This window comes from Mycobacterium sp. IDUB_37 (genome assembly GCF_055419245.1).
In genome coordinates, this window is sequence record NZ_JBVAXG010000002.1 from 153757 (window position 1) to 174180 (window position 20424).

20 protein-coding genes and 4 tRNA genes are annotated in these 20424 nt (G+C 64.3%); 12 read left to right on the top strand and 12 right to left on the bottom strand.

Annotated elements, in window-relative coordinates:
- Positions 1–421: 421 nt before the first annotated feature.
- From ACZY1I_RS07245 to pstB, 5 genes are all read left to right on the top strand, one after another.
- Positions 422–1216, top strand: a complete 795-nt coding sequence (locus ACZY1I_RS07245; RefSeq protein ID WP_463753680.1) for a winged helix-turn-helix transcriptional regulator — start codon at positions 422–424, stop codon at positions 1214–1216.
- Positions 1213–2145, top strand: coding sequence for a mycothiol synthase (mshD, locus tag ACZY1I_RS07250; protein ID WP_463753681.1), 933 nt, complete (start codon positions 1213–1215; stop codon positions 2143–2145). The genes ACZY1I_RS07245 and mshD overlap by 4 nt, the downstream gene beginning before the upstream one ends.
- 113 nt (positions 2146–2258) lie before the next feature.
- A complete protein-coding gene (gene pstC, locus ACZY1I_RS07255; RefSeq protein WP_463753682.1) occupies positions 2259–3296 on the top strand; it encodes a phosphate ABC transporter permease subunit PstC in 1038 nt (345 codons plus the stop codon).
- Positions 3293–4207 (top strand): phosphate ABC transporter permease PstA, encoded by a 915-nt coding sequence (pstA, locus tag ACZY1I_RS07260; RefSeq protein ID WP_463753683.1) that lies wholly within the window; start codon positions 3293–3295, stop codon positions 4205–4207. Before pstC ends, pstA begins: the two co-directional genes overlap by 4 nt.
- 20 nt (positions 4208–4227) lie before the next feature.
- Positions 4228–5004 carry a phosphate ABC transporter ATP-binding protein PstB gene (gene pstB / locus ACZY1I_RS07265; protein ID WP_463753684.1) on the top strand — a complete coding sequence of 259 codons (777 nt, stop codon included), beginning with the start codon at positions 4228–4230 and terminating at the stop codon, positions 5002–5004.
- A gap of 124 nt (positions 5005–5128) precedes the next feature.
- Here the strand turns inward: pstB and phoU are convergent, their stop codons facing one another.
- From phoU to ACZY1I_RS07290, 5 genes are all read right to left on the bottom strand, one after another.
- A complete protein-coding gene (gene phoU, locus ACZY1I_RS07270; RefSeq protein ID WP_463753685.1) occupies positions 5129–5797 on the bottom strand; it encodes a phosphate signaling complex protein PhoU in 669 nt (222 codons plus the stop codon).
- Positions 5798–5852: 55 nt separating this feature from the next.
- Positions 5853–8072, bottom strand: a complete 2220-nt coding sequence (locus ACZY1I_RS07275) for an LCP family protein (RefSeq protein WP_463753686.1) — start codon at positions 8070–8072, stop codon at positions 5853–5855.
- 195 nt (positions 8073–8267) lie between these two features.
- On the bottom strand, positions 8268–9401 hold the full coding sequence (gene dusB / locus ACZY1I_RS07280; protein ID WP_463753687.1) for a tRNA dihydrouridine synthase DusB: 1134 nt from the start codon (positions 9399–9401) through the stop codon (positions 8268–8270).
- A 7-nt stretch (positions 9402–9408) separates the two neighbouring features.
- On the bottom strand, positions 9409–10431 hold the full coding sequence (locus tag ACZY1I_RS07285; RefSeq protein WP_463753688.1) for an acyl-ACP desaturase: 1023 nt from the start codon (positions 10429–10431) through the stop codon (positions 9409–9411).
- Between the two features lie 158 nt (positions 10432–10589).
- Positions 10590–11255: a TetR/AcrR family transcriptional regulator gene (locus ACZY1I_RS07290; RefSeq protein WP_463754328.1), complete on the bottom strand. Its 666-nt coding sequence runs from the start codon at positions 11253–11255 to the stop codon at positions 10590–10592.
- A gap of 67 nt (positions 11256–11322) precedes the next feature.
- Between ACZY1I_RS07290 and ACZY1I_RS07295 the strand changes: the two genes are divergently transcribed.
- Positions 11323–12381, top strand: a complete 1059-nt coding sequence (locus ACZY1I_RS07295) for an oxygenase MpaB family protein (protein WP_463753689.1) — start codon at positions 11323–11325, stop codon at positions 12379–12381.
- Between the two features lie 6 nt (positions 12382–12387).
- Here ACZY1I_RS07295 and ACZY1I_RS07300 read toward each other — a convergent pair whose 3' ends face one another.
- A complete protein-coding gene (locus ACZY1I_RS07300; protein ID WP_463753690.1) occupies positions 12388–12759 on the bottom strand; it encodes an ArsR/SmtB family transcription factor in 372 nt (123 codons plus the stop codon).
- A gap of 65 nt (positions 12760–12824) precedes the next feature.
- Positions 12825–13349 (bottom strand): nucleoside deaminase, encoded by a 525-nt coding sequence (locus tag ACZY1I_RS07305; RefSeq protein ID WP_463753691.1) that lies wholly within the window; start codon positions 13347–13349, stop codon positions 12825–12827.
- An 84-nt stretch (positions 13350–13433) separates the two neighbouring features.
- Here ACZY1I_RS07305 and ACZY1I_RS07310 point away from each other — a divergent pair, with 84 nt between their 5' ends.
- Positions 13434–14333, top strand: a complete 900-nt coding sequence (locus tag ACZY1I_RS07310; protein WP_463753692.1) for a class I SAM-dependent methyltransferase — start codon at positions 13434–13436, stop codon at positions 14331–14333.
- A gap of 34 nt (positions 14334–14367) precedes the next feature.
- Here ACZY1I_RS07310 and ACZY1I_RS07315 read toward each other — a convergent pair whose 3' ends face one another.
- Entirely contained in the window at positions 14368–15183 is an 816-nt protein-coding gene (locus ACZY1I_RS07315) for a TIGR04255 family protein (protein WP_463753693.1), read from the bottom strand.
- Between the two features lie 85 nt (positions 15184–15268).
- Positions 15269–15344 (bottom strand) — tRNA-Lys (locus ACZY1I_RS07320).
- Between the two features lie 126 nt (positions 15345–15470).
- On the opposite strand from ACZY1I_RS07320, the gene ACZY1I_RS07325 reads away from it, so the two are divergent.
- The 3 genes from ACZY1I_RS07325 (at position 15471) to ACZY1I_RS07335 (ending at position 15766) form a co-directional block, all read left to right on the top strand.
- A tRNA-Glu gene (locus ACZY1I_RS07325) sits at positions 15471–15543 on the top strand.
- A 40-nt stretch (positions 15544–15583) separates the two neighbouring features.
- Positions 15584–15660 (top strand) — tRNA-Asp (locus ACZY1I_RS07330).
- A 32-nt stretch (positions 15661–15692) separates the two neighbouring features.
- A tRNA-Phe gene (locus ACZY1I_RS07335) sits at positions 15693–15766 on the top strand.
- A gap of 13 nt (positions 15767–15779) precedes the next feature.
- Here the strand turns inward: ACZY1I_RS07335 and ACZY1I_RS07340 are convergent.
- On the bottom strand, positions 15780–16583 hold the full coding sequence (locus ACZY1I_RS07340) for an emopamil-binding protein (protein ID WP_463753694.1): 804 nt from the start codon (positions 16581–16583) through the stop codon (positions 15780–15782).
- A gap of 80 nt (positions 16584–16663) precedes the next feature.
- Complete coding sequence (locus ACZY1I_RS07345; RefSeq protein ID WP_463753695.1) at positions 16664–18364, bottom strand: PE family protein; 1701 nt, start codon at positions 18362–18364, stop codon at positions 16664–16666.
- 251 nt (positions 18365–18615) lie between these two features.
- Here ACZY1I_RS07345 and ACZY1I_RS07350 point away from each other — a divergent pair, with 251 nt between their 5' ends.
- Together ACZY1I_RS07350 and ACZY1I_RS07355 are read left to right on the top strand one after the other, a co-directional pair.
- Entirely contained in the window at positions 18616–18948 is a 333-nt protein-coding gene (locus ACZY1I_RS07350; RefSeq protein WP_463753696.1) for a DUF3703 domain-containing protein, read from the top strand.
- 416 nt (positions 18949–19364) lie between these two features.
- A complete protein-coding gene (locus ACZY1I_RS07355; RefSeq protein WP_463753698.1) occupies positions 19365–19649 on the top strand; it encodes a GlsB/YeaQ/YmgE family stress response membrane protein in 285 nt (94 codons plus the stop codon).
- An 83-nt stretch (positions 19650–19732) separates the two neighbouring features.
- Here the strand turns inward: ACZY1I_RS07355 and ACZY1I_RS07360 are convergent, their stop codons facing one another.
- Positions 19733–20383 carry a biliverdin-producing heme oxygenase gene (locus ACZY1I_RS07360; RefSeq protein WP_463753699.1) on the bottom strand — a complete coding sequence of 217 codons (651 nt, stop codon included), beginning with the start codon at positions 20381–20383 and terminating at the stop codon, positions 19733–19735.
- Between the last annotated feature and the right edge of the window lie 41 nt (positions 20384–20424).

Below are 20424 nucleotides of genomic sequence, written 5' to 3' on the forward strand. Positions count from 1 at the left end.
CCCGGCGGGCTGCGATGATGCCGCGACACCGGTCTGCCCCCGACGAAAATCGCCGAGGGTTTGATGATTGTCGCCGGGCCTGAACGGCGTGGTCGTCGATCATCCGCAGTCGCGCGGATCGGGCATTCCCGCCGGTGGGGGCTGCTGCGGCCGGCGTGACGCGTGAATTCGGGAATCCGACGACCAGGTGTCCGGTGCCGTGGCCTCAGGCGCTGCGGCTGATCGGCTCTTTTGGTCCTCGAGTGCCGGCTTCGGGTTGAATTCAGTTCAATTCAACGGCCCGTTTCCAAAGCGCACCGTCTGGCAGACGGCTCGTCCATACGGCCAAAGACCAGGTCGCAAGTTATCGTTAGGTGAGCTGGCCGTAACGTCATATTTCGCGATTGGTTGGGAGACGCCTTCCCCGTACCGCAGGAGGGGCTTGTTGGAGCTTTTACTGCTGACCTCGGAGCTATACCCCGATCCGGTCCTGCCTTCCCTGTCATTGCTTCCCCATGCCGTGCGGACTGCACCGGCGGAGGCTTCCTCATTACTGGAAGCCGGTAACGCGGATGCCGTGCTCGTTGACGCCCGCAACGATCTCTCTGCGGCGCGCGGTCTGTGCCGCCTACTCAGTACGGCGGGCCGCTCGGTTCCCGTGCTGGCTGTGGTGAGCGAAGGCGGGTTGGTTGCCGTCAGCGCCGATTGGGGCCTCGACGAGATCCTGTTGCCTACTACCGGGCCCGCGGAGATCGAGGCCCGCTTGCGGCTCGTGGTTGGCCGCCGGGGCAGCTTGGCCGATCAGGAAAGCGTCGGCAAGGTGAGCCTGGGTGAGTTGGTGATCGATGAGGGCACGTACACGGCACGACTGCGTGGCCGCCCGCTCGACCTCACCTACAAGGAATTCGAGCTGCTGAAGTATCTCGCGCAGCACGCCGGCCGGGTCTTCACCCGCGCGCAGCTGCTGCATGAGGTTTGGGGTTACGACTTCTTCGGCGGCACCCGCACCGTTGACGTGCATGTGCGCCGTCTCCGGGCAAAGCTCGGCCCCGAGCACGAAGCCCTGATTGGCACCGTGCGCAACGTCGGCTACAAGGCGGTTCGGCCCGCGCGAGGGCGCTCGCCCGTCGCGGAACCCGACGACGACGATGTCGAGGCCGACGGCCACGGCGGCGGTCACGAAGGCCGCTCGGGTTCGCTCCAGGACCCGCTGGCCGACCCGATGCGCAGTCAGTGACGTCGACTGACTGGCGTTCGGCGCTGACCGCTGATGAACAGCAGGCAATTCGCCAAATCATCACGGCGGCAACAGAATTCGATGGAGTAGCCCCGGTCGGGGAGCAGGTGCTGCGGGAATTGCCGCAGGACCGCACCGAACATCTGCTGGCCACCGAACCTGCGGACGGCACCGGTGCCGGGATCACCGGATACCTCAATCTCACCCCGGCGCGGGACGGGACCGGCGCGATGGCGGAGTTGGTGGTGCATCCGGAGGCCCGCCGTCGCGGCATTGGCACCGCCCTCGCGCGCGCGGCGCTGGCTCGGACCGGCGGGCTCAATCAGTTCTGGGCGCACGGCACGCTCGAATCGGCCCGGGCAACGGCCTCGGCGCTGGGCTTGGTCACCGTCCGGGAATTGGTGCAGATGCGACGCCCGCTTCAGGACGTGCCTGCACCCGGGGTCCCCGATCGTTTGCGCGGCGTGCGGATCCGCACCTACGCGGGTCCGTCCGATGATGCCGAATTGCTGCGAGTCAACAACGCGGCGTTCTCGTATCACCCCGAACAGGGCGGCTGGACCGAACGCGAGTTGGACGAGCGTCGTGGCGAGTCATGGTTCGATCCGACCGGACTCTTCCTGGCCTTCCCGGATCCCACGGCCGACGATGCCGACAAGCTGCTGGGCTTCCACTGGACCAAGGTGCATCCCGACCCCCAAGGCCTCGGTGAGGTGTATGTGCTGGGCGTCGACCCTGCGGCGCAAGGCACCGGTCTTGGACAGATGTTGACGTCGATCGGTCTTGAGTCGCTGGCGCAACGACTGGCCGTCGCGCCGAATCCCACGGCCATGCTGTACGTGGAGTCCGATAATTCGGCCGCGGTGCGGACTTATGAGAAGACGGGCTTTGCCGTCTACAGCGTCGACACCGCATACGCCGTGTCTTAGCTCGGCCCTCTAGCAGCGAACTGTCCGGCAGTAGCCAGCGATAAGTACTGGATCGACGGAACCATCGTCGGGATCATCGATGCAGAAGCGACGGAGAGCCGACGGAGAGCAATGTGACGAAGCCAAACCCAACCGATGCAGGTTCGGGTGGCGTCGTCGCCGTACCCTTCCCTGAACCACCCGTCGTACCGATCAGCCCATGGGGTGCCGCCAAGCCGCAGTTGGGTGACCGTATCTTCCGGCGGCTGGCGGAGGGTTCCGGCGCCCTGATCGTTGTCCTGGTCGCCGCTATCGGTGGGTTCTTGCTGTGGCACGCATGGCCGGCCCTGGAAGCCAACCGCGAGAACTTTTTCACTTACGGCGGCAAATGGGCCACAGCCGATGCGTCGGCGTTGCGGTTCGGAATCCTCGAGTTGCTGCAGGTCACGGTCTTTGCCTCGATATTCGCTCTGGCTCTGGCGATGCCGGTGGCACTCGGGGTCGCCCTTTACCTCACCCATTACGCCCCGCCGAAGGTCAGCGCGCCACTGTCATACATGGTCGACCTGCTGGCCGCGGTGCCCTCGATCATCTACGGCGTCTGGGGTCTGCACGTACTGGCTCCGCAGCTACGGCCGCTAGCCACGTGGCTGAACGTCCACCTCAGTGGCTGGATCATTTTCGACGCCGGGAACACGCCGTCCGCCACCCGCGGCACCATCTTCACCGCCGGGATCGTCCTGGCGATCATGATCCTGCCGATTATCACCGCTGTCACCCGCGAGGTGTTCGTTCAGGCTCCCCAAGGGCAGATCGAGGCCGCGCTGGCGCTGGGCGCTAGCCGTTGGGAGGTCGTCAAAATGACGGTGCTGCCGTTCGGGCGATCCGGATTCATCAGCGGTGCCATGTTGGGTTTGGGCCGGGCTCTGGGTGAGACAGTGGCCTTGCTGATTATCCTGCGTGGCACCGAGCGGGCGTTCGGTTGGTCGCTGTTCGACGGCAACCCCACCTTGGCCAGCCAGATCGCCGCCGCCGCGCCCGGATTCGACAACCAATACGACGCGGGCGCCTATATTGCCGCGGGCCTGGTGCTTTTCTTGCTGACGTTCGTGGTGAATTTTCTGGCGCGTGCTGCGGTAGCCGGTACGCGAGCGGGGAGAACCCGGACGTGACCTCGATGCTGGAGCGCCCACTGAAGTGGCGGACTATCTCGGCGATGGGTCGCCGACGACGACTCGCCGACCGAGTCGCTACCGTCCTGGTGACGGCGTCGATGGTGGTTGCCTTGCTGCCGTTGGGCTGGGTTTTGGGTACGACAGTCGTCAAAGGTGCGCACGTGCTCATCTCGAGTGACTGGTGGACGCATTCCCAGGCGGGTAATACCGAGCTGGTCGCCGGCGGTGGCGCCGTCCACGCGATCGTCGGCACCCTGTTGCTTGGATTGACTTGCGCTGCGATATCGATTCCGCTCGGTGTGCTGGTCGCGATCTACCAGGTGGAATACGGCGGTCGTAGCCCGCTGGCGCGGCTGGTAACTTTCACGGTGGATATCCTCGCCGGCGTTCCCTCGATCGTCGCGGCGCTATTCATCTATGCAGTGTGGGTGGGGGCGCTGGGTTTGCCTCGTTCCGAGTTCGCGGTTTCTTTGGCGCTGGTGTTGTCGATGCTGCCGGTGATCGCACGGGCAACCGAAGAGATGCTGCGGCTGGTTCCGGTCGATCTTCGCGAGGCCAGCTACGCGCTCGGGATTCCGAAGTGGAAGACCATCGCCAGGGTGGTGCTACCCACCGGCATGTCCGGCATTCTGACGGGAATAATGCTGGCGTTGGCACGAGTGCTGGGCGAGACGGCGCCGCTGCTCGTCCTGGTGAATTATTCGCACTTCGTTAGCTTCGACATGTTCAGCGGGTTCATCGGGTCGCTGCCCGGCATGATGTATGACCAGACTGCTGTCGGCGCCGGCGCCCGCCAGATTCCCACTGATCGGCTGTGGGGCACCGCACTGACGCTGATTCTGCTGATTGCAATGATCAACGTGGGGGCGAGGGTGGTCGCGAAAATCTTTGCCCCTAAGAAGTCGTAGGACCGAGGCAGGAGCACTACGTGGCTAAACGGTTGGACCTCAAAGAGGTCAACATCTACTACGGGCCGTTCCATGCGGTCGCTGACGTTTCGCTGTCGGTGTTGCCCCGCAGCGTGACCGCGTTCATCGGTCCGTCGGGCTGCGGCAAGACGACCGTGCTGCGCACGCTGAATCGCCTGCACGAGGTGATCCCCGGCGCGCGCGTGCAGGGCAGTGTCCTGCTTGACGACGAGAACATCTATGGCGCCCGCATCGATCCGGTCGGAGTGCGCAGGGCGATCGGGATGGTTTTCCAGCGGCCCAACCCGTTCCCGGCCATGTCAATCCGCGACAACGTGGTGGCCGGCCTCAAGCTGCAGGGCGTTCGTAATCGCAAGGTGCTCGACGAGACCGCGGAGCACTCGCTGCGCGGCGCCAACCTGTGGGATGAGGTGAAGAACCGACTGGACAAGCCGGGCGGTGGATTGTCCGGTGGGCAGCAGCAACGCTTGTGTATCGCTCGGGCCATCGCGGTCCAACCCGACGTGCTGCTGATGGACGAGCCGTGTTCGGCGCTCGACCCCATCTCGACCATGGCGATCGAAGAACTGATCAGTGAGCTCAAGCAGGAGTACACCATCGTCATCGTCACCCACAACATGCAGCAGGCCGCCCGGGTGAGCGATCAGACGGCCTTCTTCAACCTGGAGGCGGTCGGCAAGCCGGGACGTCTCATCGAGATCGACGACACGGAAAAGATCTTTTCCAACCCGACCCAGAAAGCCACCGAGGACTACATCTCCGGCCGGTTTGGGTAGGAGCGATCGCAAGCGCGGCGTAGCCGGGCGCCGCGGGTCGCGACCATTGGGTAGGAGCGATCGCAAGCGCGGCGTGGCCGGGCGCCGCGGGTCGCGACTATTGGGTAGTCGCGACCACTAGTAACTAGTGCGTGGTGGGTGTCGTCTCGTTCTCGGCGAACTTCCCGGTGGCCTGGAAGATCACCCGGCGCGCCACCTCTACCGCGTGGTCGGCGAAGCGCTCGTAGAAGCGGCCCAACAAAGTCACGTCGACGGCGGCGGCCACGCCGTGACGCCATTCCCGGTCCATCAGCACGCTGAACAGGTGGCGATGCAAGTCGTCCATCGCGTCGTCTTCCTCGCGGATCCGAGCAGCTTTCTCCGGATCGCGGGATATCAACACTTCCTGCGCACTGTTACCCAATTCGACTGCGACCCTGCCCATTTCGGAGAAGTAGCCGTTGACCTCTTCGGGCAGCGCATGCAGGGGATGGCGGCGGCGGGCGATCTTGGCGACGTGTAGCGCCAGTGCCCCCATCCGGTCGATGTCCGCGACGATCTGAATCGCGCTCACGATCGACCTCAGGTCGCCGGCGACAGGTGCCTGTAATGCCAATAGGACGAAGGCGCTTTCCTCGGCTTGGACGCTGAGCGCCGAGATCCGTTCGTGATCGGTGATTACCTGCTCGGCGAGCACCAGATCGGCCTGCAAAAGTGCTTGGGTGGCTCGTTCCATTGCCAAGCCGGCCAACCCGCACATCTCGCCCAGCCGCCCGGACAAATCCGCGAGCTGCTCCTGATAGGCGGTCCTCATGCGTAGAGCCTACGTTCTGCGCGTGGCGAATACCGAGAAGCAGGGCGGCACAGTGCTACTCGCAGGTGGTGTCGGCGGCATTGGTGATAGTCAGATCCTCGGGCAACCGCGTCGGCGGGCTGCTGGTGTTGCGGCTGATTTGCATGCTCACTGAGGAACCGCTGGGCGGGGGAGTGGTCACCGAACTGAAGTCCGGGCCCAGGACCACCTGCACCACCGAGCCGATACCGGTAACGCGCTCGACCTTGGAATTGCCGAACGCCGCGGCGACCGTCGCGGCGGCCTGCTCGTTGCCCGGCGAGAAGAACACCGTGGTCGTCTTCAGCGAACTCGGGTAGTCGTCGGGGGTCATCACGTTGAAGCCGTTGCGCTTGAGTTGGCCGGCGGCGGTGGCTGCCAGGCCTTCGGTGGGGGTTCCGTTGGAGACCTGCACGGTGACTTCCTGCGGAGAGGTCGTCGTGACCTGTTCGCGGCGAACCTCGCCGGGTGGACTCGCGGCCGCCGGCGGAGGCGCCGGTGGTTTCTTGGCGGTGGTGGACGACGTGTTGCCCGAAGTCGGGGATGTGCCCAAGCTTTGCGCGTTGTGGTCGTTCTCCATTGGCAGCGGGTCGTCGTTAATGATGGCGGTGAACAGCGCCTTCATGTCGGCGGTACGTGGCGGTTCGTTGCCGTCCTGATCCGTTACGCCGGTGGGCACGGTAACGAACGTGACGTGCCCAGCCGCCATGTGCTGCAGGGATCGCCCGAGCTCAACCAGATCTTTGGTCTTGACGTTGTCGACGTAGCTGTTGCCGATGAACATGTTGACGACGTTGTTGAGCTTGTTGAGGTTCATCAACGTGTCTTCGGAGATCATCGTGCGCAGTAGTGAGGACACGAACAACTGCTGGCGCTTGATGCGGCCGTAGTCGCCGTTGACCTCGGTGGTGACCTGACGGGCCCGCACATAGTTCAGCGCGGTGGGCCCGTCGATGACCTGGCGCCCGGCGTGCTCGAGCACGGTGCCCAGTTCGTAGTCCTTGAGCGCCGTGGTGCTGCACACCTCGACGCCGCCGAGAGCCTCGACCATCCGACCGAATCCGACGAAGTCGATGGCGATGAACCGGTTGATGCTCAAGCCCGAGAGCTTCTGGATCACCTTCACCAGACACTTGGGGCCGCCGAAGGAGAACGCAGAGTTCAGCTTGGTCTCGGTGTAGACCATTTTCGGGCCTGTGGTCTTGGTCTTGGGGTCGTAGATGGGGCCGTACTTGCCGGTCTCGGGGTTCCAGGCCTCGCATTGGATCGGGTTGATCGCCAGGTCGCGCGGGAATGACACCGCGACCACCCGTTTGCGGTTGGCCGGAATGTTGACCAGCATCACGGTGTCCGACCTGGCGCCGCCGGCGTCCTCAGTGTCACCGGCGCCCACGTTGGCGTTCGCCCCCAACCGCGAGTCCATTCCGACGATCAGGAAGTTCTCATCGCCGTACTGGGCGTTGGGGTCGACGATGTCGGCCGAACCCGGGTCCAGCGCGCTCACGGTATTCAGCTGGTCGTTCTTCGAAGCACTCCACCGCCATGCGCCGCCCGTCATCACCAGCGACAGCAGCGCTATCAGTGCGACCAACGAGCGCCCGGCAATCAGCAGCGGGCGCCGGCGCGGTTTGTTCTTGGGCTCGCGGTTATCGGGAGCCTTGCGAGTCGTTGCCTTCGCGGCTTTGCGGGAACGCTTCAGCCGTCCCTTCGGCGCGTTCGGTTGCTGGCCGTGCTCGTCGTCGTCGGAGGGATAGTTGGCCGCACTGAGGTCGGGCAGCTCCGAGAGAAGCTGCAGGGAGTAAGCCGGAGTGGGGATGACCTGGGTGTCCAACTGTTCATCGGCAGCTTCGGAACTGTCCGGGGCGATATCGCCGGGCTCCGGCTCCGGCCGCGGCTCCGGCACGACGGTGCGGTCAGCATCCGCGACCACGTCGGCTTCGTCGGCTTCGTCGGCGTGGCGTGCGACGCGGTGGTGGGTCGGCTGGGCAGGGACGGTGGCGCCGAGTTTGGCGATCAGATCGGCGACGCTCAGGACACCGCCGATGTGGCTTCCGGTCGGTGCGGCCGACTCGTCGTTGCCGACGGTGTCCTGGGACGCGCGCGGGGCCTGATCCTCATCGGCTGGCGGTCCTGAGAACCGCTCCCACGGCGCGGCGCCTCGCAATGGCGGTGGATTCGGAGTAATGAAATTACTGTCACCGCCGGGGCTGGACGCGCGCCGACGGTCAGGAGTGGCGTCGTGCTCGCCGTCACTCATGTCGCTATCGGCCTCCGAATGTCGCGATGCGCACACGTCCCTGGTCGGGTTGTGTGTTCGGTGCATGTCTGCGCGGACATCAGTGCAGCACCGTCCCACCGGCGCCACAAAAATGCGTCAAGGCTCATAGCGTACTGATTTATCGGCTGAGACGCGATTTCATCAGGGTCTCGGTTGGGCTACCGTGCTTGCGGATCAGCCACCCGAGTGCATGACATCGGCTCCGTCGGGCACCCGGCAGTCGTCGGGATCGCTGAGCCAACCCTCGGGGAGGGCCACCCGGGCGGGCGAGCCTTGGCGGCCACGCGGGCCGTTCCCGGCCTCCGGAAACGGAACACTGCCATCCAGTCGTGCGAGTAGATCGTCGAGCTCGTCGAGCGTCTTGACCAGCGCCAACGCCCGCCGTACGTCGGATCCGGCTGGGAAGCCGTGCAGATACCAGGCGACATGCTTGCGGATATCGCGCATGCCTTTGTCTTCGCCGAAATGCTCGGCCAGCAGCGCGCCGTGCCGACGGACGATGTCGGTGACTTCACCGAGCGTCGGGGGAGTGGGAGCTGGGTTGCCGGTGAATGCCGCCGACAGTTCGGCGAAGAGCCACGGCCGGCCCAGGCAGCCACGGCCGATGACCACGCCGTCGCAGCCGGTGGTGGCCATCATGGTCAGTGCGTCGCTGGCGTCGTAGATGTCGCCGTTGCCGAGCACCGGGATGGTGCGTACCTGCTGCTTGAGCAGGGCGATCTGATCCCAGTCGGCGGTGCCGGAATAACGCTGCGCGGCGGTCCGGGCGTGTAGTGCGACCGCCGCTGCACCCTCTGCTTCGGCGATCCGGCCGGCATCGAGGTGAGTGTGGTGCTCGTCGTCGATCCCGATGCGGAACTTGACGGTCACCGGTATGTCCGTGCCGGCAGTGGCGCGCACGGCAGCGGCCACGATCTGGCCGAACAGCTTCCGTTTGTACGGCAGCGCCGCCCCGCCACCGCGCCTGGTCACTTTGGGCACGGGGCAGCCGAAGTTCATGTCGATGTGATCGGCCAACCCCTCGTCCGCGATCATCTTGGCTGCGGCATACGTGGTGTCGGGGTCGACGGTGTAGAGCTGCAACGAGCGCGGCGACTCGTCCGGCGCGAACGAGGTCATGTGCATGGTGACCGGATGGCGCTCGACGAGCGCCCGGGCGGTCACCATCTCGCAGACGTACAAACCGCTGACAGTGCCGACCTTCGACAGCTCGAGTTCACGACACAGCGTTCGGAAAGCGACGTTCGTGACGCCTGCCATCGGTGCCAGTACCACCGGGCTGGCCAGCGCGATGGGTCCGATGTGCACCGGGCGGTTACCGCCCGCTCATGACCAGCTTGCCGGCCGTCTTGTGCAGCTCGGCTGCCGAGACCTTCTTGCCGGTCCGGGCTTCCCGGTCGAGTTGACGCTGCTTGGAGATCTCGAACTTCACGCAGGACTCTTCGAGCTCTTCGACCAGAACGCCTAGGTCGTCACGCAGTGCGGCGGCGTCACCGGTGAAGTCTTCACGCTCGAAGATGCGCCACTTCCTCAGCACCGGCATGACGACGTCTTCGAGGTGAATGCGCGGGTCGTACACCCCGCCGACGGCGATCATCACGGCCTTGCGCCGGAATTCGGGCACCTGGTAGCCGGGCATCTGGAAGTGGCGCAGCACCTTGTGCAGCGACCGCATCGCCTGATTAGGCGAAGCGTCGAACCCGGCCGCGCTGACGTCGCGGTAGAAGATCATGTGCAGGTTCTCGTCGGCCGAGATCTTGGCCAGCAACTGGTCGGCGATCGGCTCGTTGCAGGCCTTGCCGGTATTGCGGTGTGAAATCCGTGTCGCCAGCTCCTGGAATGTCACGTAGATGACGGAGTCGAACAGGCTCTCAGCGAACAAATCTGCCTTGATCTGCTGGTTCTGGCCCGGGCTGAAGCCCCGGTTCACCACCTCGATGCGCAGCTTCTCCAGCTCGTACGGGTCGACGGCGCGGGTGACCACCAGGTAGTCGCGCAGCGCGATTCCGTGCCGGTTCTCCTCGGCGGTCCACCGGTTGACCCAGTAGCCCCAGGGCCCGTCCAAGCCGAAGTTCATCGCGATCTCGCGGTGATAGGACGGCAGGTTGTCCTCGGTCATCAGGTTCTGCACCATGGCCACCTGGGCGACGTCGGTCAACTGGGACTGTCCGGGCTCCCAATCCTGCCCGCCGAGCGCGTAGAAGTTCTTGCCGTCCGACCACGGAATGTAGTCGTGCGGGTTCCAGTTCTTGTGCATGCTCTCGTGTCGGTTCACGCACTTCTCGACTACCGGTTCCAGCTCGTGCAGGAGCTGCAGGTTAGACATCTCGGCCGACATGGCCCCTCCAAGTATCTGTGTCTATGGGTTGCACTCAATATATCTGTGTCTACCAGTAGCATCAAGTTTCTCGACGGTGTGCCAGATCACGCTGCGGTTACGCTTTTGACCACTGGATGTCCTGCTGGATTGCCCGGTAAAAGGGCCGCCAATCGTGATTAGTCGAGCGGTGCTGCCGCGACCGGGATGTCGTCCTGGTTTTCGACGTGAAATTCCGCCAAGCCGGCGGCATGAACCGGTACGTAGCTAGCGGCCGTGCTGAGCAACATGTCGACGCAGTAGTCGATGAACTGCTTGCGGGTGGCTCCTAGTTGTCCGTTGAGATAAGCGGTGAAAAGCCCGGTCAGGGCGCCGATCAAGCTGGTGGCGACCAGTTTCTGCAGCACCGGGTCAACGATCCGGGAGAGCTTGTGCTGCAGCAGTTCGATGAAGTTCGGCATCCACTCCGCGCCGGAGCGGGTCAGCACCGGCTCGACCGCCGGCGCCAGCAGCAGTACCCGCCCGCGCACTGGGTCGTCGACCATCAGCGCTACGAACTGCTCGACGGCGTCCCGGGGTGTTTTCGCGGATGTGAGGGCTGACATCGCCCGGGTGCACACGTCGTCGTAAACCGCGCGAACGAAGTGCTCGCGGTCGGTGAAGCTTTCGTAGAAATAGCGCTCTGTCAGACCCGCGTGGCGACAAGCTGCGCGAACCGTCAGGGCAGGGCCACCCTCGCTACCGAGTAATTGAACACCGGCGGCGACGAGATTTTCGCGTCGTACGGCGTGCCGGTCTTCCAGGGGGACGCCCGACCAGCGGCCCCGTCGTTGACCCGCCTGCACTTCACTCCTAAACTCCATTCTGACAACGTACGTAGTCAGAATTACCGATAACCGAGGATAATTACCAGTGACTCAAGATACGTCGGCTGGCTGTCCGCTGACCAGCGGTGAAGATCCGACCTCTGCCGTTCCCGCTGCCGAGAACACAACCACCGCTGCGTCCGACGCGGTGGCCGGCGGGTGTCCGGTGTCGCCGTTCGGCTACGAGTCGCCGCCGTCCCCTCTTGGTCCGGACTCACTGACGTGGAAGTACTTCGGCGACTGGCGGGGCATCCTGCAGGGGCCTTATGCGGGATCGTTGCAGAACATGCACCCGCAGTTGGGGGCCGCGGTCGAGGACCACTCGTCGTTCTTCGTGGAGCCGTTGCCCCGGGTGATGCGGTCGCTGTACCCGATCGGCGGGGTCGTCTTCGATGGTGACCGCGCCCCGCAGACCGGTGCCGAGGTGCGTGATTACCACACCGACATCAAGGGCGTCGACAGCCAGGGGCGTCGCTACCACGCGCTGAATCCCGACGTTTTCTACTGGGCCCACTCGACGTTCTTCATGGGCACCATCATGGTGGCGGAAAGGTTCGGCGGCGGTCTGACCGAAGCCGACAAGCGCCAACTCTTCGACGAGCACATCGAGTGGTATCGCATGTACGGGATGAGCATGCGGCCGGTGCCGGAGTCCTGGGAGGCATTTCAGGACTACTGGGACCACATGTGCCGCAACGTTTTAGAGGACAATTACGCGACGCGCGCGGTACTCGACCTGACGCTGTACAACAAGCTGCCGATCGCTCCGTGGCTGCCGGACTGGCTGTGGGGCGGCCTGACCAAGTTGACCCGACCGCTCTTTGTCTGGCTGACGGTCGGGCTGTATCACCCGGCCATTCGCGAACGACTCGGATTCGCTTGGACCCGGCGCGATGAGTGGCTGCACCGGCGCTTCGGCAACCTGGTGCGGGTGATCTTCGCGTTCGTGCCACCGAGATACCGGAAGCACCCTCGGGCCCGGGCCGGTCTCGACCGGGCCTGCGGGCGCATCCCGGCCGATGCGCCGCTGCCGCAGACGGCGGCACGCAATCTTCCGCCGCTGGAGGCGCGGGGCAACCCCAAGCACTACTGCCCCGACGTCTGACCCCATTCAGGCTTCGGTGACCGCCTGCAGTGCACCACCGTCCCGGTGATGACGGGGAACCCCCGGCCCGGCATGTTCAGCGTTGTGGACGGCGTCGATGACCAGTTGGCGCACGTGGTCGTTCTCGAGGCTGTAGAAGATCGTCGTGCCTTCTCGGCGGGTGCGCACCAGCCGGGCCATGCGCAGCTTCGCAAGGTGCTGGGAGACCGAAGGTCCGGGCTTGCCGACGTGCTCGGCGAGCTCGTTCACCGACATCTCGTCATTCGCCAAGGACCACAACACCTGCACGCGCGTGGCGTCAGCGAGCATGCGGAAAATCTCGACCACCAGGGCGACCTGGTCATCCGGCAGCCGAAGAGGTCTGCTATCTGCATGCATGCGCAAATAATAAATCGGGCTGGCGCGTCGGTGTCAAGGTGACGCAGCCCCGGTGGGGGGCGGCTTCAAGGGCAAGGCACGACGGTTGCCGTGCGCTCGCCGCCGTTCTGCTCCTGCCAGAACCGGTACACGTCCACGGCTGCGCGCCTGATCTCGGGCCGAGGTTCCTGATCCATGGGTAGTCGTCGGTCCCGCCAGTCCTTGGCGAACTCGTCGTAGAACGTGGCGAGTTCGAAGTACTTGCGATCGTCGACGTAGTGCTGCTCGTAGTCGTCGCGCGACGTCAGGAACACCACTTTGTCGGGCGAGCAGTAATAGAGCGAACCCAGACACATTGGGCAGGGGTGGGCCAGCACGTAAATCGTGGTGCCGACCAGATGTTCGGTGCCCAACTTCGTGCAGGCGGCGCGGATCGCGAGAATCTCGGCGTGTGCGGTCGGATCGTTGGTCTGCGCGACTTTGTTGGCGCTCTCGGCCAGGACTTCGCCGTCTTTGACGATGACTGTCGCGAAGGGGCGGCCGCCTTCGATGACGTTCTGGCGAGCAAGATCGATGGTCCTACTTGCGAAGTCGGGCGCAGAGTCGGTCACCAGACGAAGGTTAGCTCCCCAGAATCATTGGCGGTTCTGTGATAGTAACTAGGTTATCTATATTTCTTGCGAATCTGGGGGTTGATGATGCGTACCGATCGGGATCGCTGGGATCTTGCGACGAGCGTAGGTGCGACGGCAACCATGGTTGCTGCGTCGCGAGCGCTTGCCTCCGACCACGCGTTCATCGATGACCCGTATGCCGCGCCGCTGGTGCGTGCGGTCGGTATCGACGTCTACGTCCGCTTGGTGAACGGGCAGATTCCCGTGACGGAAGGGTCCGGCTTTGATCCGCAACGAATGGCTATGGGGATGGCCTGCCGGACCCGGTTCTACGACCAGTTCTTTCTGGACGCCAGCGGCGGCGGCATCAGGCAGGCCGTGATTTTAGCCTCTGGCCTGGACGCTCGCGCCTACCGTCTGCCGTGGCCCGCCGGCACCGTCGTCTACGAGGTCGACATGCCGGAGGTGATCGACTTCAAGACCGAGACGCTGCGTGAGCTCGGCGCCGAGCCGACTGCCGAGCGCCGCACCGTCGCAGTCGATCTGCGCGATGACTGGGCGGCGGCGCTGAAAGCCGCCGGGTTCGATGCCGAGGCGCCGGCGGCCTGGAGTGCGGAAGGTCTGCTCGTCTACTTGCCGGATGAGGCGCAGGATGCGCTGTCCACCAACATCACCGCATTGAGCGCCCCCGGCAGCCGGCTGGCGTTCGAGTTCGTGCCCGACACTCGGATCTTCCAGGACGAGCGGTGGCGCTCCCATCACGCCCGGATGCGCGAACTGGGTTTCGAAGTCGACTTCAGGGAGCTCGTCTTCGATGCCGAGCGCAGCAACTTCATGGACTACATGTCCCGAGATGGCTGGCAGACCACGCCGCGCACCGTCGCCGAGCTGCACGAAGCCAATGGCTTTGTGTACCCCGACGACGAACTTGCCGCCGCGTTCGCGGACAACACCTACACCAGCGCGGTCCTGAAGGCTTAGCCGCCGTTCAGGACCGCCCTGGCCGGGTGGCCTATCAGCCGCGCAGCAGCTCGTCCTTCAGGCGCGCGGTGAGCATGTCCTGGAATACCGTCTGTGCCGGGGCGTAGAGGTCCCGGTAGGTCGACACGAGGGCTTCGCGGTTGTACTCCGGGATCGCGCCGGTGGGCGGCGTCCAGAAGCTGTCGATGTCCATCAGGAAGAACTGGCCGGCCTGGGCCGGCGTCACGCGGCGCAGGTGGTAATTCGGGTCCAGCGCCTGACCGACGCCCGGGCCGTAACGCACGATGAGCGACTTGCCGGGCTGCGCCTCGCGGTAGACCGCAGCGCCCTGCCATTCGGTCAGGGCCAGGCCGCCGGGGGCCAGGCGCTGCGGGCCGAGCAGGCTCTCGTCGATCCAGTTGGTCCACTCGATGCGGCCGTCGACGCCGGCAGGAACCCGGATCTCCAGCACGTAGCGCAGTCCGATGCGCTCGATGCCCACGATCGACGAGACCTGCGAACGTGCGTCAACCACCCGCATCGCAATGTCCAGGAACGAGTCGAAGTTGGAGTAGGCGGTGGTCTCCACCACGATCGCCTGGTTCTTCAGCGACGCGGCCGTGGTGTTCTCCCGATTGGAGTAACGGACGAAGCGGTCCGCAACCGGCTGCGGTGCGGCGCCGGGGGCGGTAACGCCCCACTGGACGTCCTGCGCCTGGCGCTCGATGGGGAGGTCACTTTGCAGCAGTTGCTTGAGCTCGCGGGCCGCCGACTCAGTCAGTGAGTCGGTGGCAGGGTGACGGATCTCCAGCGTCACCAGGGCTACGGGGGCGTTGGGTTGCACTCCATCGGGATTCACGTCCGGAAGCATAGCGGGACGCCCAAATGCGCGGGCCGCTATGCCCCCGATCCCCGATTTCGCTTCGGTGGAGGTCCGATGCGAAATCGATACCCGTTGGTGCCCCCAGTAGGACTCGAACCTACGACCTGCGGATTAAAAGTCCGTAGCTCTACCAACTGAGCTATAGGGGCGGCGGTGATTCAGGATACTGTGTACCCCAGAGCCACCTCGTTTGAGGATTCGGCCCGGGGTGACCTAAGCTAGCTTGGCTCCCAACGGTGAACCCGTTGTGAGTGCCCCGGAGAGATTCGGTTCTGGCCCCCTTCGTCTAGCGGCCTAGGACGCCGCCCTTTCAAGGCGGTAGCGCGGGTTCGAATCCCGTAGGGGGTACTTGCGACGCATTAGTGTGGAGCAAGAAGAAGTAAAGCAAGGCCCTGTGGCGCAGTTGGTTAGCGCGCCGCCCTGTCACGGCGGAGGTCGCGGGTTCGAGTCCCGTCAGGGTCGCCAGCACGGCGAGGCACACGCTGCCTGCCGGCTTCGGCCAGGTAGCTCAGTCGGTACGAGCGTCCGCCTGAAAAGCGGAAGGTCGGCGGTTCGATCCCGCCCCTGGCCACCGGAATTTATCGTTACCCCGGCGCTCTGAGAGCGTCGCGTGCGGTCGTAACGCCCGCCTTGCGGGTCAAGTAGTCGATTTGCAGATGGATCGAGTACAGGACCAGCGGGGGCAGCACGATGAACGGAATGTTCTCGCCGATGAACTTGAACCACAGTCCGAACGCGCCCTGCCCGATGTGGGTGAAACCCGCGCCCACTTCGGCCAGGAAGTAAATCGCGGTACTGCCCATCAGCACAGTGCAACCGGCGAAGGCGATCCACAGGCAACGGATGCGCGACTCTGCCGGCAAGTTCGACCGGATCAGGCGTGTCCACATGACGAACACCGTCACGCCGGTGCAGACCCCGACGACCTCCAGCGCGAAGATCCACGGATTGCCGCTGACATAGCGCGTGTCGGCCAGGCCGTACTGCCACCACAGCCACTTCCAACCGGGGTCCGTCGTGGGCGCCCAGAGGCCGAATGGGTGGCCGATCAGGAAGACCAACTCGTAACCGATCTGGCTGCCTGCGGTGTACGGCAGGTAGAACAGCGTCAGCTCGGCCGCTTTGTCGAGCCGAGATCGCTTCTCTCCCGGCGCATTCCACAAAATGACGAAGGGCAGCAGCATTACCGGGATGCCGAAGATCAGGTTCACAATGACGTCGGCCGTGAAGGTTGGCTGCAGGATTCCGACGGCGAATCCTACGGTCATCAACGCGAAGACGGCGCCGGTGAATAGGGCGGTGGCGGTGTAGATCCTCAGTCGATGCGGTGCCCATGGCTGGGCGAAGTCGGGTTCGCGCTCGTCGGGCTCTGTCACTTCACTGTGCATGCTGTAACCTCCATCACGAGGCAGTATCAACTACTTGTGATAACTGGCGCAACACCCACCCACGCGACGGGCGCGTCGGTTCAGGGACTCGGATACGGCGTCCCGGTCAGGATCGTGTCTCCCGCCAATCCGAGGACGGTGAGCTCCAGACCGCCCGTCAGCGTGAGCAATCCAACATTGGCGGCGATCGGGCGCCCGATCGCGTTGATGAGTCCGTCCAGAGGTTGACCGTCGACCATTTGCTGGACTCCATCGAGGAACAGGTTGAAGTCATAGGACGGCAAAGAGACCAGGGCAGCAGTCGCGAGGTCGGTGGTCGGCAACAGGGTCGCGTAGGCCGTCGACAGGTCAGTGGTCGCGCCGCCGACGATCTGCGTGTTCGCCGTCCGCAGGCCTTGTATGAGGTCGGTGACCGACGGCGGCCCGGTCGGCAGATTCACGCCGCCGGGCGACGACAGCGCCTGCGACAGATCCGACAGCGAAGGCAGTGTCAGGGGACCCGCGGTGGCAAGGTCATGGGCCGCTGCGGTGATTCCCTGCGGGATGCCGTTGAGGATGGCGGGCACCAACGCGACTGTGGCGCTGGGCGGCGGCAGGAATCCGAACGGGGTAGGCACGTCGGCCGGTCCGGTCGAGTAGCCGTAGTTGGGATCGCCGTAGCCCCAGTTGACAATCGGCTTCAACACGGGCTGCACCAGATCCGCGATCGGGTTGCCGATCACGGGGATGGACCGCAGCGGATCCAGCAGCGGCAGATTCGGATTCGGAATCATGTAGTACGTGGTCGTTGTCGGTCCCTGCGTCGGCAGGACGATCGCCGAATTTATCTGTGCCGCAGTGAGACTGTCGTAGGTGCCGTGTGTCGTCACCATGCCGGCAAGCGCGTTCAGATCGGAGAAAATGTTGATCGGGTACCGCGGGAAGTCGGCCCAGCCGTCGTACTCGATGGTGTAACTCTGCGTCGGGAACGAATTGCTGGGTGCTGCACCCAGTGTTGTGATGCCCAGGCTCGGGAAACTCAGACCCGGGAAGCGGGCGTCCCAGCCGCCGTTGGGGTTCATCGAGTTGCCGAGCAGGATGAAGTTGATCGGCAGCGAACTCGGTGTATTGCTGGGGTCGAGCGCTTGCATCACGAGCGTGGCGATGTTGGCGCTCTGCGAGTAGCCGATGACGTTGACGGAATTCCCCGCGGCGAGCTGCTGCTGAATGGCGTTGGTCAGGATGGTGACGCCGCGGGATATTGCCACGTCGGACGTCAGATCCTTCACACCGCTGTCTGGGTATTCGCCCGCGGGTAGCGCAAGGGCTTGAATGAGTCCGGCCTGAGCCGCGCCAAGGTATTTGCTGACGAATCTGTCCACCAGGTCGGCCGGCGGGATCGGAGTTCCACTGCCGTCCATTACAAATGTGACAACCGACTCGGCGGCCGCCGCCTTCGTCACCGCAGCCTGGAGGCCGCCAGTCGCACTGCCCGGTGAGCCGCCGGTGAGTGCGGCCACGCTGGCAGCTTCGGCGTTGGCGTAGGCGTCGCCGGCGGCGGCCAATGTCTGAGCAAACTTGCCTTGTAGTGCCGCAACCTGCCCCATGATCGCCTGGCCTTCTTGGCCAAATGCGTTGAAAAGGCTTGTGATCGCCGCAGATACTTCGTCAGCGGCAGCAGCTGCCATTCCAGTGATTGCGCGTGCCGCAGCCCCGGTCGCCTGGTTGACCGTCGTACCGATGGACGCCACTTCGGCGGCCGCGGACGCCAGCATCTGCGGCTGCGCTAGCAGGTCCGCCACAAATTTTTCCCTCCCACGATGAGATCCACACTGTCACGTCCAGTAGCCGTTGGTGGCCAGGCGGCCCGTTACATAACCACCTGCCAGCCAATTCTCAGCTGGCGCATAGCGATCCGTTACCGGCGGGCGCACCTTGCGCCCTATCAATCGATATATTACTGTTCATGCATATATTAATCGCTGCGGAGCTGCTGCCGAATCCAAAAGTGTTGCCGCACAACATGACTGCGCAGCCGGGTAAGGAGTAATCGATGCCCCGTATCACCAGCGCCGCTCGGCAGAGATATCACCGCGAGATGGCCGTTGCCCGGCGTTCGGACGCCACCGAGGCCTGCTGGTATCACCTCGAAAGGGCGCATATCCTGTCCCAGCCTGCCCCGTGGCTGCACACCCGCAACCACGTCGCGATGCTCGCACTCGCGCTCCGTCAACACGACCGGCGTGAGGCGCTCGGTCAGGTCGTAAGGATCGTGCTCGCCGCACCCGGATCGCTGACGGGACGTTACCCCGAAGGCAACATCGGTCGCGCCACAATCGGATTGATGACGCCTATGCCGGTGCCGCCGGATCTGGCCGCTGCCTGATTTCAGCTGGCAACCGGGTCGGGCCAAACACTAACGCGCGCAGCCCAATTGGCGTCGGAATATTGCGCACCCAACCATGGCGGCAGGCGGGCCGGCGTCGTCACGAAAGGCATCGGCCCACCCGCGCGATCGCCGGTGAATGCATCGCTGGGGCGGCAGAACGCACACAGGGCGGGGCTCAGCGTGGGATAGCCGCACGCGGGGCAGACATTGGTGGTCACCGGCTCCGACTCCTGATGGACGTTCAACGAACTATTGGCCGACTACCCGCGGCCGTGGACATTAAAACACCTTCTGTGGCAACGGAAAACCGGTGTCCCGGACTTTCTCAACATGTGTGTTATAAGCGCTGAGTTTTGGGGAACCCGCTGTTCAGAGGAGCCCGTCAGGGGCGCCGCCTAGCACAGGAGCCTGAAATGATCGGAACAATTTTGTTGGCCCTTCTCGTCGGCGCCATCATCGGTGTGGTCGCGCGTCTGGTGATGCCTGGCAAGCAGAACGTCGGCATGCTGATTACGGTCCTGCTCGGCGCCGCAGGTGGATTGCTCGGATCGGCAATTGCGAGCCACTTCGGCTACGTCAATGCCAACGGCGGAATCGCCTGGATTCCGTTCCTGATCGGAGTCGGCTTGGCCATCGTCTTCATTGCGACCTACGAGGCCGTCACTGGGCGCCGCACCCGGAGTGGGTTGTTCCGCTAAGGCCAATACGTAAAGCGCGAGCGCAACGCTGCGGCGAAAAGCTGAGGGGTGAGTTTCGCCGCAGCGTTGCGCTCGCGGGCCAATCAGCGTTGGTAGGCCGGAAGGTTTTGGGCCAGTTCGTTGAACAACGCCTGGTTCATGTTGAAAGCGACCTTTACCTCGCCGACAGCACGATCGACCTCATCGGTGTCTAGGACGAGATTGTCGAGGCGGGCGCGGTAGGCGTCCTTGTAGGGCTTGGGGCGCATCGGGAACTCGTAGAACGCCAGGCCGGCGCCCTCGAGGCCGAACGTCCGGTCAAGAATTTTGCCGATGGCCTGGCCGCCGGAGAGGTCACCCAGGTAGCGGGTGTAGTGGTGGGCTACCAGAGCACCACCCCAGGAGGCGCCGGTGAGCCGGTCGCGGTAGGCCTGGGCGGCGGGGGACTCGATCTCACGCGTGGCGCCGGGTGCCCAATGCTCGAGGTCGGCCTCGATGGCCGTGAGACGTTCCAGTGCGGGGTCGTAAACGGCGGCAACCAACGGGTCGTCGCGACGGGTCCGCACCGTGGCTTCGAGCGCTTGGTAAACCATGCGCAACCGCAGCAGATAGTCGGCATAACCCCGACGATTCACCCGTCCGGCCAGCAGTTCCGAGACGTAAGGCGAGTGCTCCGCGGCCTCGTGCTCGGCCATCGAACCCTCTTTCATGGCGAGGGAGAAAGGCCGGACGGCTTGGGCGGTGCTCGGTGACATCGGTGCTCCAACGGATCGAGTACTTCATCAACAACACTCTG